The organism is Ornithinibacillus halophilus (assembly GCF_900129485.1).
In the GTDB taxonomy this organism is placed as follows: Bacteria; Bacillota; Bacilli; order Bacillales; family Amphibacillaceae; genus Ornithinibacillus; species Ornithinibacillus halophilus.
Window position 1 is genome coordinate 412,525 of the sequence record NZ_FQVW01000001.1, and the last position, 14,270, is coordinate 426,794.

The 14,270-nt window shown below is 34.8% G+C and carries 16 protein-coding genes; all 16 read right to left on the reverse strand.

All coding sequences use genetic code 11. The annotated features are described in order from the left end of the window. Positions 1-98: 98 nt before the first annotated feature. Positions 99-884: a sporulation transcription factor Spo0A gene (gene spo0A / locus BUB12_RS02120; RefSeq protein WP_072887520.1), complete on the reverse strand. Its 786-nt coding sequence runs from the start codon at positions 882-884 to the stop codon at positions 99-101. Between the two features lie 313 nt (positions 885-1,197). Beyond that, on the reverse strand, positions 1,198-2,475 hold the full coding sequence (gene spoIVB / locus BUB12_RS02125; RefSeq protein WP_072887522.1) for a SpoIVB peptidase: 1,278 nt from the start codon (positions 2,473-2,475) through the stop codon (positions 1,198-1,200). 196 nt (positions 2,476-2,671) lie between these two features. Then, the gene (gene recN / locus BUB12_RS02130; RefSeq protein ID WP_072887523.1) at positions 2,672-4,420 is read right to left on the reverse strand and encodes a DNA repair protein RecN; all 1,749 of its coding nucleotides are present in this window, start codon (positions 4,418-4,420) and stop codon (positions 2,672-2,674) included. A gap of 25 nt (positions 4,421-4,445) precedes the next feature. Further along, a complete protein-coding gene (ahrC, locus tag BUB12_RS02135; protein ID WP_072887525.1) occupies positions 4,446-4,895 on the reverse strand; it encodes a transcriptional regulator AhrC/ArgR in 450 nt (149 codons plus the stop codon). 93 nt (positions 4,896-4,988) lie between these two features. Continuing rightward, complete coding sequence (locus BUB12_RS02140; RefSeq protein ID WP_072887527.1) at positions 4,989-5,822, reverse strand: TlyA family RNA methyltransferase; 834 nt, start codon at positions 5,820-5,822, stop codon at positions 4,989-4,991. 64 nt (positions 5,823-5,886) lie between these two features. Beyond that, positions 5,887-6,462, reverse strand: coding sequence for a hypothetical protein (locus tag BUB12_RS02145; protein WP_072887530.1), 576 nt, complete (start codon positions 6,460-6,462; stop codon positions 5,887-5,889). Positions 6,463-6,507: 45 nt separating this feature from the next. Further along, positions 6,508-6,630, reverse strand: a complete 123-nt coding sequence (locus BUB12_RS18165) for a hypothetical protein (protein ID WP_268801928.1) — start codon at positions 6,628-6,630, stop codon at positions 6,508-6,510. 572 nt (positions 6,631-7,202) lie between these two features. Then, positions 7,203-8,096, reverse strand: a complete 894-nt coding sequence (locus tag BUB12_RS02150; RefSeq protein WP_407668434.1) for a polyprenyl synthetase family protein — start codon at positions 8,094-8,096, stop codon at positions 7,203-7,205. Between the two features lies 1 nt (position 8,097). Continuing rightward, on the reverse strand, positions 8,098-8,331 hold the full coding sequence (xseB, locus tag BUB12_RS02155; RefSeq protein ID WP_072887534.1) for an exodeoxyribonuclease VII small subunit: 234 nt from the start codon (positions 8,329-8,331) through the stop codon (positions 8,098-8,100). Then, positions 8,324-9,673 carry an exodeoxyribonuclease VII large subunit gene (xseA, locus tag BUB12_RS02160; RefSeq protein WP_072887536.1) on the reverse strand — a complete coding sequence of 450 codons (1,350 nt, stop codon included), beginning with the start codon at positions 9,671-9,673 and terminating at the stop codon, positions 8,324-8,326. The genes xseB and xseA overlap by 8 nt, the downstream gene beginning before the upstream one ends. After that, positions 9,674-10,522 carry a bifunctional methylenetetrahydrofolate dehydrogenase/methenyltetrahydrofolate cyclohydrolase FolD gene (folD, locus tag BUB12_RS02165; RefSeq protein ID WP_072887538.1) on the reverse strand — a complete coding sequence of 283 codons (849 nt, stop codon included), beginning with the start codon at positions 10,520-10,522 and terminating at the stop codon, positions 9,674-9,676. Between the two features lie 16 nt (positions 10,523-10,538). Continuing rightward, entirely contained in the window at positions 10,539-10,928 is a 390-nt protein-coding gene (nusB, locus tag BUB12_RS02170; protein ID WP_072887540.1) for a transcription antitermination factor NusB, read from the reverse strand. A 234-nt stretch (positions 10,929-11,162) separates the two neighbouring features. Beyond that, positions 11,163-11,558: an Asp23/Gls24 family envelope stress response protein gene (locus BUB12_RS02175; protein ID WP_072887542.1), complete on the reverse strand. Its 396-nt coding sequence runs from the start codon at positions 11,556-11,558 to the stop codon at positions 11,163-11,165. Positions 11,559-11,580: 22 nt separating this feature from the next. Beyond that, entirely contained in the window at positions 11,581-12,942 is a 1,362-nt protein-coding gene (gene accC, locus BUB12_RS02180) for an acetyl-CoA carboxylase biotin carboxylase subunit (RefSeq protein ID WP_072887544.1), read from the reverse strand. Between the two features lie 14 nt (positions 12,943-12,956). Beyond that, on the reverse strand, positions 12,957-13,466 hold the full coding sequence (gene accB / locus BUB12_RS02185; protein WP_072887546.1) for an acetyl-CoA carboxylase biotin carboxyl carrier protein: 510 nt from the start codon (positions 13,464-13,466) through the stop codon (positions 12,957-12,959). A gap of 224 nt (positions 13,467-13,690) precedes the next feature. Beyond that, complete coding sequence (locus tag BUB12_RS02190; RefSeq protein WP_072887548.1) at positions 13,691-14,263, reverse strand: SpoIIIAH-like family protein; 573 nt, start codon at positions 14,261-14,263, stop codon at positions 13,691-13,693. Between the last annotated feature and the right edge of the window lie 7 nt (positions 14,264-14,270).

The window sequence follows — 14,270 nt, forward strand, 5'->3', positions numbered from 1 at the left end:
TAATAATTTCCACAAAAAAAGCTGCTCAAATTAATTGAGACAGCTTTTTTTAAAATATTCAGATATTACAATTTGTAATTAAAGCTTTACCCGTTCGTTTAAGATGCTTTGTGCTCCAAACGAAGTCGGTCGGCCACCATCGCGATAAACTCAGAATTCGTTGGTTTTGCCTTGGAAATACTAACCGTATAACCAAACAAAGCAGAAATAGAATCGATATTACCTCTACTCCACGCAACTTCAATGGCATGTCGAATTGCACGCTCAACTCTTGAGGATGTCGTGTTATATTTCTTAGCAATATCTGGGTATAATACCTTTGTAATTGAACCTAATAATTCAATATCATGGTACACCATTGTAATTGCTTCACGTAAATACATATATCCCTTAATATGAGCTGGAACTCCTATTTCATGAATGATATTGGTAATACTAGCCTCTAAATCTTTTTTCGTGCGATCTTTCTTATTTTCCTTACCAGTAGATTGTTTTTCTACAAGCGGACTACCGTGTAACTGGCGGATTTGATCTGCTAAATTATCTAAATCAAATGGTTTTAAAATAAAATATGATGCCCCTAAATTCACCGCTTTTTTCATTACTTCTTCTTGACCAAATGCAGTTAACATAATAACATGTGGAGTTTTGGCGTTTCTTCCTTTTTCTCGCAATGTATTTAAAACAGCTAAACCGTCAATATGTGGCATAATAATATCCAATATTAATACATCTGGTTCCATTTGGTCTAGCATAGTTAAACATTCTTTTCCATTATAAGCAGTACCAATAACCTCAATATCATCCTGCTCATCGAAATAGTCTCCCATTAATTCAATTAATTCTCTATTGTCATCTACTAAACAAACTTTTATTTTTTCCACGTACAATTTCCTCCTTTAAAAATTTCCCTGCTTCTTGTCCATATATGTATTCGACATAAGTTCGAAATATCCTTCTTTTATTTAAAAAACTTTACCTTTTTTTATTATTTCTTTGTTTTTCTTTGATTTACTAATGATTTCGATATGATTCGATATCTTGCGAGTTTTTATGACAATTCCGAATGATAATTGTCGAAAAAAATTAATGTATGTATACTATTGTAGTTCCTTTGCTAGGTGCTACACATCTCTGAACGTTTATACGTTCTTAACCTTAAATAAAAGGCTGTCCTCTCACAAGGACAACCTTTGATTAACTAGCTATTTCTTCGTCATAAATATTTACTCCAGCATCTTGAAGCATCCATTCTATATGAACTCCATATCCACTTGTTGGATCGTTGACGAATACATGAGTTACTGCACCAATTATTTTACCGTCCTGGATGATTGGACTACCACTCATCCCCTGAACAATGCCACCTGTTTTATCTAATAATCGCTCATCTGTAATTTGGATAACCATACCCTTAGTTGCTGGTGATTTTTGTGGAATACTGCTCACCACTTCAACATCAAATTCTTCTACCTTTTCATCATCAATAACAGTTAGGATTTTAGCTGGCCCTTCCTTAACTTGATGAGATAATGCTACAGGCATCGGTTTATCATAGCTACCGTTAGATATTGAATTATCCAATGTACCGAATATCCCGAATGGACTATTTTTCGTTATCGTACCAATTTTGTTTTCTCTTATTGAGAATCTCGCTTGTTTTTCACCTGGAACACCGTTGTTCCCTTTTTCAATTGAAGTTACTGAAGAACGAACGATTGTACCATTATTTATTTCAATTGGCTTCTTCGTGTCCATATCTGAGATTACGTGGCCTAAAGCTCCATACTTTTTAGAATTAGGTTCAAAAAAGGTCATTGTTCCAATTCCAGCGGCCGAATCACGAATATAAAGACCAATACGGTATTCATTTTCTTTAGGGTCTTTAATAGGAGTTAACGTTCTATCTAACGTTTCTTTACCTCTTTTTATTTTTATCTCTAGTGCTTCACCTTTATCACCAGCTGCTTCAACTAGTGGCTTTACATCCTTCATTTCTTGAATTTCATTTCCATCAATTTCGAGGATAACGTCTCCTACCTCGATTTTTGCATCTTCACCAGGTGACATAGAGTTTTCTCCATCCTTCACTAGATGGTGTCCAACAACTAATACACCTTTTGTTTGTAATTGAACGCCGATGGATTGTCCACCTGGAATCACTTTTACATCATCTAAAACTGAAACATCAACTTTTTTTATCGGCAATCCCATAACTGAGTATGTCAATTGACTATTCCCTGATTCTGTAGCATGGAACATCGATGTGTCAATGGCCTCTATGCTATTGGATGAAGCCTCTACTTCAACAGCATTACCTAAACTAGGAACCTCTATAGGAGATTGATTACTAAATGTGACTATTTGATTCGGAATGGAAAAATAATTTTGTATCGGGGGCATAAAAGGAACTGTAAGCAAACCAATAAAGAGCACAACGCCCAAGAAAATTCGTAAATTTATATTCTTTTTCACCCAATTCACTCTCCTCGTTCCTAACCCATACCATGAAATATTTCTGTAGTTCTAATTTGACCTTTAACCACTATTTTTAAACTGGTGAGAGTTTAGTAAAGATGTGTAACATTTCCTGTAAAAAAAAGAGAAAATGATGTATAGTCTCTGGAATCAAAGAGTGAGAGCATTTTTCAACTCTCAAACTTTGATGTACTTATTTTACACTAGTTATTTTTTCTTTTTTACTTTTAAATGTTTGAGCTAATTCAAGAAGTTCTTTTGCGTGGCTTTTAGCCGTAGAAGTTAATTTAGTACCTGTTATCATGCGACTAAGTTCATTGATTTGTTCATCTAATGTTAATTCGGAAACTTTTGTAAAGGTTCGATTACTATCTTCAATTTTGCTTATAAACTTATGAGTATCTGCCATTGCAGCTACTTGTGGCAAGTGAGATATACATAGTACCTGTGATTCGTTAGAAATTTGATAAATTTTCTCAGCAATAGCTTGAGCAACTCGTCCACTTACCCCCGTATCAACTTCGTCAAAAATCACACTAGTTACTCCTTGGTGTTTGGCAAAGATCTTTTTTAAGGCGAGCATAATTCGTGATAACTCTCCACCTGATGCAACTTTATTAAGTTCCTTCAGTGGTTCACCCGTATTGGTTGATATCATGAATCGGACTTGATCAAACCCATTTTGATGTAACTTTACTTGTTTTCTCTCCTCATTACTTAGACGCCTATTATCAATTTCAGGATTAAATGAAATAGCAAATGATGCTTTTTCTAAATACAAGCCATTTAATTCTTTATGTACTTCTTTAATTAATTGTTTTGCGGATTTTCTTCTAATATCATGCAACTCTTTTGCTTCAAGAAAAGTATCTTGCTCAAGTTCTTCAATTTGAATTAATAATTTTTCGATATGAGTATCTTTATTTTGTATTTGTTCAATCTCTTCTTCTATCGTACCCATATATTCAATCATTTCATTCACTGTAGCGCCATATTTTTTCTTTAAACGACCAATTTCACTTAACCTTGCTTCAATTTCATTTAATCTTTCTGGATTAAATTCCAATGTTTCCCAATAATTCCGTAGATCCATTGTAATTTCTTGTATGTTATAGTAATGATTTCCAAGTTCCTCAGCTTTTTGTTTAATAAACGGATCATACTCTTGATTGTCGTCTAAGGATTGTTGAGCAACATTTAGCCATTCAATACCTTTACGTTCACCATAAAGTGCCTCATAGGCATCATGAACACCTTTATAAATTCGTTCATAATTAGCTAGATGACTTCTCTCTTTCTCTAGTTCTTCATCTTCATTCGGTTCTAATTGTGCTTGTTCTAACTCGTTTAATTGGAATTGCAATAAATCCAATCGATGAGCCATTTCTTGTTCATTTTCACTAAGCTCTTTATATCGATTTTTAAGAGTTCGTAACTGAGAATAAAGCTTAGTATATTCGGTCTTTACCTGTGAGACACGTTCGTAATCATAGTAGTCTAATAAGTCAATATGACGATCAGAATCCATTAATGATTGTGTCTCGTGTTGGCTGTGAATATCAATTAAAGTTTTACCAAATTCACGTAATATAGCCAAAGTGACTAGTTTTCCGTTTACCCGACAAATACTTTTTCCACTTGCAGTTATTGTTCTTTGTAATACAACTTGTTCATCCGTTATTTCTACACCATACTCTTTACCAACTTGATAAATTGGGTGTCGATGATAATCAATTGAAAATAACCCTTCAATTTCAGCTTTATCCTTACCATGTCGAACAAATTCAACTGATCCGCGTCCACCTGCCAACAATTGGATTGCATCAATAATAATGGATTTTCCTGCACCTGTTTCTCCTGTTAGTACAGTTAATCCTTCCCCAAATGTTATGGCTATTTCATCAATTATTGCAAAATTCTTTATCGATAATTCTGTAAGCATAAACGTTTCCCCCTAGTGACCATCTTTATAACATTTCAATAAAGCGATCTTTAATTAAGGTTGTATCATCCTCTGAGCGACAAATAATTAAACAAGTATCATCTCCACAAATAGTACCCATTATCTCGTCCCAATCTAAATTATCAATTAAGGCACCTATAGCATGTGCATTCCCTGGTAGTGTTTTTAAGACGATGAAATGACTTGTATGATCAATTTTTACAAAGACATCCATAATCAAACGTTTTAGTTTATCATGTGGATTAAAACGTTGATCCGCCGGCAAACTGTATTTGTACTTTCCTGTAATGGTTGGAACCTTTACGAGGTGTAACTCTTTTATATCTCTAGAAACAGTTGCCTGTGTTACATTGAAATTTAAATTCTTTAATTGTTCAACTAGTTCATCTTGTGTTTCGATTTCATTCTCAGTGATTAGTTCCCTAATCTTAATATGGCGTTGTATTTTACTCAATGTACATCCCCCTTAGAAAAGCGCTAGCTTGTCTTTAAACTATTTTACTATATTTACATAAAGAAAGGACCACAAAATATATGCAGTCCATACTCATTCGGTCCCGGTTGATTTTAATTGTGCGTGAGCATCATTGACTACCTGTTCTATTTTTTGGTCGGTAACGTCAAAATTAGCATCTTCTTTTTTCCAGCCAAAATGCGCTAAAAATTCAATATTACCATCTCCACCAGTAATAGGTGAATAGGTTAAATCAATAATGTTATATTGATTATCCTTAGCAAACTGTATTATTTCTTTCACAACATCAACATGTACCTTCTTATCCCTAACAATACCTTTTCTTCCTACTTTTTCACGACCAGCTTCAAATTGAGGTTTTATTAATGCAACAACATCACTACAATCTTCTAAAAGCTTATTTAATACGGGTAACATAAGTTTTAAAGAAATAAACGATACATCAATTGTAGCAAAATTAGGTAATCCCCTTGTCAGCATATCCTTGGTAACATAACGAAAATTGGTTCTTTCCATTACTTCCACGCGGGGATCGTTTCTAAGTTTCCAATCAAGTTGATTATAACCAACATCAACTGCGTACGAAAATGCTGCACCATTTTGCAATGCACAGTCTGTAAATCCACCAGTAGAGGAACCGACATCAATCATTATTTTATTTGTTACGTCCAAAGAAAAATAATCTAGCGCTTTTTCTAATTTTAATCCACCTCTACCAACATAAGGCATTAATTTTCCTTTTATCGTTAAAGGAATATCATCTTCTACTTTCATCCCTGGTTTATCTAATCTCATTTGTTCAGTAAAAACCAAACCAGCCATAACGACTCGTTTAGCCTTTTCTCTAGTTTCAATTAAATTTCTTTCGACAAGCAGTATATCCAGTCTTTTTTTTCCCATATATATTTCCTCATTTTGTACGACTTTTCATATTTATATAGTATAACTTGTTCATCTTTTTACTTTCTATTTACTTACTTGGAAGTATTTTTATTTTAAGCTTTGTCTGAATAAAGTTTATCACACGTGCCGCAAAGAAAATAATGTTCGTTGAAGAATGAATGGCCATTGTTTTCCCAATAGCCTTTCCACCGACCGTTAACGCTGCGATTAAACTAGCGAAAACAACAGACAATATTATTTGCGTGGGAGAGCCATCGCCTTTATTAAAAAGGTTGGCTATTTGTAATACAACAATTGCAGAAGCTGTACCACTTATAATTCCAGATATATCCCCAATCACATCATTACAGAAAGTAGCGAATTTATCTGCATTTCGAATAATGATTACGGCTTCTTTTGCACCATTTACTTTTTCAGCTGCCATTGCATGGAATGGGGCTTCATCTGCTGAAGTAGAGGCAATCCCTAACATATCAAACATTACGCCGATAAGGACAATTACTAAAACAACAAAAATACCAACAATCCACATCACTTGACTCAAAATAGATTGAGAAACAACTGAAAAAATTGCCGCTAGCACAAAAGTGATAACGGCAATAGTAATACTAAATTTAATTGAACGTCTTATTTGTGATTTCATGATTAGCTCCAATATATATTTAAAAGTATCTCACTCAAAGAGTCTTTACTCTTCATTTCTTAGTATAACAAATAATGAATTATGTATAATAAGGAATGGCCATTTAAATGGTAAAAACTGTGGCTTAGGTCCAGTAGGTTTTCCCAAATGGGTACCCCATGTTGCCATGAAAGGCGGTTCCCCTTTAAACCCACCTTAGCTCCGTCACCGAAAGCTAGACTGGATTACCACTTAGTCCACACTATAATCCCATTTAAATGTCCAAAAGAACAGTCTAGGAGATTTCCTCAACAGCCTTTAACCGTTCCCTAGCCTCTTTTGCAGTGATGATTTCATAGAGATCAAATAACTATGCTAGTGGCCACCTAGTATAGTTATTCACTACTCTAATCCCCTCAACACCACTCAAGGCAGGCTACGCTGCACGTTAGGTGTCCCTAACCACTTCATGCAGGTTCATACCCCATTCCATAGAGACTCCTAGGCTTAGTCGTCACCACAGAGATGGGCCTCCGCGGAAATCGGGTCAACGCCCACATGCCTTTGTGGATCGCCCGAAAACCTTAACTCCCAGCACCGACCCAAGGCTGGGCGCCTCAAGCCGACACAAGGAACTTCATCGATGTGCCCTTTGGCGGATTTTTAGGCCCGCCTTCAGGAACGGAGGGCTGACTAGAATACTGCACCATTCCTTTTATACATTTATTATATCATAATTTTTGAATGAAAACTATATGAGTCTAATAATCTCGTACAGAAAAGTAATCAGTTAGAGCACTTAATGGAGAGTCTTCTATCCCAACTTTTAATAATGAAAGTTTTGCTTTTTGTACGTAATCATCCTTTTTCTTAGTTGCACCTTCTAATCCTAGTAACTTAGGATACGTACTCTTTTCATTAAGTTCATCACTGCCAGTTGCTTTTCCTATTTTATTTTCATCACCAATTATATCTAAAATGTCATCTTGAACTTGGAAAATTAATCCTAAATAATATGCGAAGTTTTTTAATTCCTTAATTTGTTCTTCTGTTGCATTTCCTAAAAATGCCCCGGCACCCACTGCAAACTTCAGTAATTCACCTGTTTTCAAGTCATGGATATTTTCCATTTCTTCTAAAGAAACCGTTCTTTTTTCTGCTTCCATATCCAGAATCTGCCCTCCAACCATGCCTTTAGGGCCACTAGCACTCGATAACATCTGGATAATACGAACTTTCTCAGCATCCGTAAGCAGAGAATCCTTCGCAATGATTTCAAAACTATACGTAAGTAAAGCATCTCCGGCTAAAATAGCAGTTGCCTCATCAAACACCTTGTGATTAGTAGGTTTTCCACGACGAAGATCATCATCATCCATCGCTGGCAAATCATCATGGATAAGTGAATACGTATGGATCATTTCAAGAGCAGCCATGGAAGATATTATTTTTGTTCGTTTTTCATCTTCTTTTTTAAATGCTTCATAACTTGCTAATAATAGTATGGGTCTTAATCTTTTTCCACCAGCTTCAACCGAATAAAGCATCGACTTTTTTAAGTTTTGTGGTATTGGCAACGAATTCAAGAACCGTGTTAATTCTTTATGTACAAAATCAATATTTTCTTTTATATAATTGGTAAACACGCTTTCCACATTATTCATCCTCCTGTATTTCAAAAGACTTCAATTCCCCTTGTTCATTCATAATTTGAACCATCTTTTCTTGTACTTGATTTAATTTATCACTACATACCTTCGATAATTGCATACCTTCTTGATAATACGAAATTGCTTTCTCTAATGGTACTTCGCCTTCTTCCAATTTTGCAACGATGACTTCCAGCTTACTCATCGCTTCTTCAAATGTTTGTTCTTTATTATCACTCATATTCTCGCTCCTTAACATCTAGTACTTCACAATCAAATTGTCCGTCTTTAATCGTAATCGAGATTTTATCATGTTTCTTAATCTGGCTTCTTGTCGTAATAATTTCACCTTTTGGGGTATAAGGAATTGCGAAACCTCTTTTCATTACCTCAAGAGGGTTTAACAAAGTTAATTTATCCATTAATTGTTTTGTTTCAGAAGCCTTTTTCTCTATTAACTGATTTAATAATTGCTGTTGCAATTTAATTAGTCGATTCAATTTTTCTTCTGATTGTAATAGTTGTTTGTTCGGATGTAACGCAAACAATCTGGCAATTGTAGTTGTCAGTTTTTCTTTTTTTGTGTTCATATGATGGTTTATTAACCATTCTAAACGATCATTTTGTCGATCTAACTCTTGCTCTTTTTGCCTTAACAGCTGTTCGGGATACCGAAATGCATAAGACTGTGCAAGACGATCATATAATCTTCTTTGCTCATTAACCAAATTATTGACGTTACGATTTAAATTATGTTTGAGGTGAGCTAGCTTATCAAGTAATTCTTGCTGAGATGGAACAGCTAACTCAGCTGCTCCTGTCGGTGTTGGCGCTCTTAAATCAGCAACAAAATCACTAATGGTTGTATCTGTTTCATGCCCTACTGCAGAAATAATCGGTATTTCTGAATGGAAAATGGCCTCTGCAACCACTTCTTCATTAAAACTCCACAATTCCTCAATCGATCCACCACCACGACCAACAATGAGCACGTCAAAGTCACCAACAATATTTGCTTTTTCGATACCTCTTTTTATGGAATCAGCTGCATATTCTCCTTGAACAAGAACTGGAATAACAGTTATTTTGGCTAGTTTATACCTTCTCTTAATTGTAGTAATAATGTCTCTGACAGCAGCACCTGTTGGTGAAGTAATGACACCAATTGAAGTCGGAAATCGTGGTAACTCTTTTTTATGGTCGTCTTCAAAATAACCTTTTGCTTTCAATTTTTCTTTTAATTGTTCAAAGGCTAAATAGAGGGAACCTATACCATCTGGTTCCATTTCTTGTATGTACAACTGATATTGACCTTGCGCTTCATAGACACTAATTTCGCCTTTAATAAGCACACTCATGCCATTTTCTGGTAGAAACTTTAAAAATCGATTGTTTCCTGCAAACATGACAGCTTGAATTCGTGTTTGGTCATCTTTAATCGTCAAATACATATGTCCTCTTGAATGGTGTTTAAAATTCGAGATTTCTCCCCTTAACCATACTGTTTTCAAATGAGGATCTAAATCAATTTTTCTTTTTATATATTTTGTCAGAGCTGTAACAGTTAAATATTTATCACGCAATTAAGACAGTCCTTTAGCAGCTTTTATCGTGTTATATAAAAGCATTGTGATCGTCATTGGTCCAACACCTTTAGGTACAGGAGTGATGAAGGATGCTTTTCCTTTTGCCGCATCAAAATCAACATCACCTGTTAATGATCCGTCATTTAAACGGTTTATTCCAACATCAATGACTACTGCACCATTCTTCACATGTTCTTCACCTATGAAATTTGCTTTCCCAACTGCAGCTATAATAATATCTGCTGATTGAGTATATTTCATTAAATCTTTTGTTCTAGAATGGCAATACGTTACAGTCGCATGTTCATTTAAAAGTAGTTGGCCGACAGGTTTTCCAACAATATTACTACGACCAACTACTACAACATGTTTTCCTTCGATTGAAATATTTTTTGATTGAAGCATTTTAATAATCCCAAATGGTGTACAAGGAAGGAAGGTATCTTGACCTGTCATCATTCTACCAATATTAACCGGATGGAAACCATCAACATCTTTTTCAGGAGCAATCGCCTCAATGACATGTTGCTCTTCGATATGTTCTGGTAATGGGAGTTGAACTAGTATACCGTGAACGGAAGGATTCTGGTTTAATTCCTCAATTACTTCTAATAAATAATCTTCAGTAATCGAATCTTCTAATTCAATGAGCTCTGATTGAATACCTACTTCAGCAGAGGCTTTTTCTTTTCCTTTAACATATGAACGAGATGCTGGATTATTCCCAACTAAAATTACCGATAAGTGTGGATTAATTCCACCTTCATTAAGCTTCTTTACTTCTTCTTTCATGTTTTGCCTAAGTTCTTGAGCGAGTTCTTTTCCATTAATTACTTCTGCAGTCATAAGAATTCCCCCTATCTCATGATTCTGAGTCTATAATTTTTGATAGTACTCCATTTACAAACTTACCCGACTTATCATCACCATATTTCTTTGCTAACTCTACCGCTTCATTAATAGAAACGTTTTCCGGTATATCGTCTAAGTATTTTAACTCATAAGTTGCAATTCTTAATACTGCTCTTTCAACCGTTGCAACACGTTTAATGGACCAATTCTCAAGATGATTCGTTATTGTTTCATCAATAACTGATTTATTTTCATAAACGCCTTCCACTAATTGATGTAGAAATCGATCGTTTTCTTCCTCATTTAGTAAGTCCTGTATTGCCACATATGAGTCTGAATCATTCATATCAAGTTGAAATAGAATTTGAAATGCCTTTTCTCTTGCTGCATGCCGTTTCATGTTCATTACTCCTTTATCTTATCTATTCCAAATAATAACATGTTTTTTATTCAATTGCTATTTCCAAAAAAGTGTTTATTTCAAACAACAATAATGAGGCTGTCCTAGAAGACTCATACTCCTTCTTCTACAGAATAAAGTAGAAACAGAGCACTTCAGTTTTGGACAGCCTCATCAAGTTGTATAACCTAGAAGAAATGTTATCAATCGTTCTAGTTTATTTTTCAATATTTTTTATTCAGTTTCTTCCTCTTCTTCATCCTTATCCATTTGGATACCTACAACATGTACATTTATTTCTGCGATATCAAGTGCAGTCATATTTTTCAATGTCTGTCTAATGTTCGTTTGTAGCTGTTGAGCAACTTTTGGAATTGAAACACCAAAGTTCAGAACAACATATAAGTCAATTGAAATACCATTTTCAGTTAATTCAACTTTTACACCTTTACTATGCGATTTTTTTCCAAATCGTTCCACAACTCCAGTTGCGAAGTTTCCTCTCATTGAAGAAATACCTTCAACCTCAGATGCAGCAATTCCAGTAATGACTTCAATTACTTCAGGTGCAATTTCTACTTTGCCTAAACCAGTATCATCACTTACGTTTACTAATGGTTGTTCAGCCATTATCTCACTCCTCTTCTTATTGTTATGATTCCTTATCGGAGACAATTGGATTTTCTTCTAAGAAATTCGTATTAAAATCCCCTTTTACGAAAACATCATGCTCCATGATTAGTTTGTGGAATGGGATTGTCGTATGCACACCATCCACAATAAATTCATCCAATGCTCGCTTCATTCGCGTAATTGCCTCTTCACGAGTCGCACCATAGGTGATTAATTTAGCAATCATGGAATCATAATATGGTGGTATATTATAACTAGGATATGCAGCAGAATCAATCCTTACCCCTAAACCACCAGGTGGTAGATACATATCTATTTTACCAGGTGATGGCATAAAATTCTTAAATGGATTCTCCGCATTTATACGACATTCGATTGACCAACCTTCAAAAGTGATCTCATCTTGAGTAAAAGAGAGCTTTTCATTGTTTGCTATTTTAATTTGTTCCTTAATTAAATCTACTCCCGTTACCATCTCTGTTACAGGATGTTCTACTTGAATTCGTGTATTCATTTCCATGAAATAAAATTGTTGACTACTGCGATCAAAAATAAATTCAATTGTACCAGCACCTTCGTAATCAACAGCAAGTGCAGCTTTTACAGCAGCCGTTCCCATTTCTTCTCTAATTTCTGGTGTAATAGCTGGAGAAGGTGTTTCCTCAATAAGCTTTTGTAGTCTGCGTTGAATCGTACAGTCTCTTTCTCCTAAATGTACGACATTTCCATGCTTGTCTGCTAATACTTGGATTTCTACATGGCGGAAGTCCTCAATGAACTTTTCTAAGTATACACCTGGATTACCAAAGGCAGTTTCTGCTTCTTTTTGTGTAATTCGTATTCCTTTAATTAAATCCTCTTCAGTTCTTGCCACACGGATTCCTTTACCTCCACCACCTGCAGTAGCTTTAATAATAACAGGATATCCAATTTCTTTTGCAATATTAATTGCTTCTTCTTCACTCTCAATAATACCTTCTGAACCAGGAACAATTGGAACATTAGCTTGTTTCATTGTTTCTCTAGCTACGTCTTTAATTCCCATCTTCTGAATCGCTTCAGCAGATGGGCCGATAAACTCTATATTACACGCATTACAAATCTCAGCGAAATCTGCATTTTCTGCTAGAAAACCATATCCAGGATGAATCGCGTCCACTTCTGTTAACGTAGCAACGCTCATTATATTAGTAAAGTTAAGATAACTATCTTTACTCAATGTTGGACCAATGCAATATGCTTCATCTGCTAATTGGACATGTAATGATTCTTTATCTGCTTCAGAGTACACTGCAACTGTTTCAATTCCCAACTCTTTACAAGCTCTAATAATGCGTACTGCAATTTCTCCTCTGTTAGCTATTAAAAGTTTTTTTATCATACACGCTCGTCCCCTTATTTGGTCTTCACTCGGAATAATGGTTGACCGTACTCAACCAACTCTCCGTTCTCGACTAACACTTCCGTTATCTCACCTTTTGTTTCTGCTTCAATTTCATTAAATAGTTTCATTGCTTCTACAATACAAACAATAGTCTCATTATTTACCTTTGAGCCTACTTCTACATACGGATCACTTTCTGGGTTAGGGGCACGATAAAATGTTCCAACCATTGGTGACGTAATCTCATAATCATAAGTTTTAGATTCTTCTTCTGGTTTATTTTCAACTTCTTTAGTAGGTGCTGTATCCTGTTCTGTTACGTTATTACTGCTTTCTACTTTTACTGTCTCTTCAGTGTTGACTTCAACAGGTTGCTTTACTGTCACTGGTTGATGGACCTCTTTAGTTTCTAGTGATTTTTTCATAGATACAGTTGTGCCATTCGTTTCATAAGTGAATTCGTTAATAGAAGATTCATCTATTAATTTTATTAGTTCTCGTATTTCTTGTACTTTTAACATTTTTCTTGCACCCCTTCATTAAAAAATTATTATTAGGTACTAATAACTCCTCTTAATATTTTACGATAAAAAGGATAGAAACATCAACATATAAATTTAACAACCTTTAAAAACTTAAGCGATTTCACGCCTTAATTATAGCAATAATTAGACAATAACGCGAATATTAACATGCTAAAGGGGCTGTTCCTTTATGGCCCAGCCCCTCTTTATTTATATTTAAATTAACTTTCAGTTGTTGTCGGTTGGAAGTTTACATCAACTGTAACTTCACCAAATTCATCATAAACCATTTGCATGATGTTCACAGTTTCAGTTCTAGAAAGTTCATCGACTTTCACATGAACATGTACCACTTCTCCATCATTTCTAACTAATACATCTTGATATTCATTTGATGCCAGAATCGATTCTTCTAAAATAGTTTCCTTTGTTTCTATTTGTTCAATAACATCAATCTCACTTAATGCATTTTTCTTTTCTTCTGCTGTTGCGGAACTAGATTCAATGATTTCTTCTAAACGAGACTTCTTTGCACTTCTTTCATCTTGTAAATCCATACGAATTGTAGTAAATAGTTCATCTCTACCTAAATTACTGACATCATCAACACTTGCATCTCCATCTACATCAGTATCAGTAGTATTAGAACTTACATGTTCCGTATCTGAATCATTCGCTTCTTCACCAGAGTTAATATATGCAACATCCTGTGGTTCCTGAGTCATATAATAAACACTCAATACAATCATCAAACTTAACATTGTTAATAGCCATACCGTTTGTTTCTTTAACATTCTAACA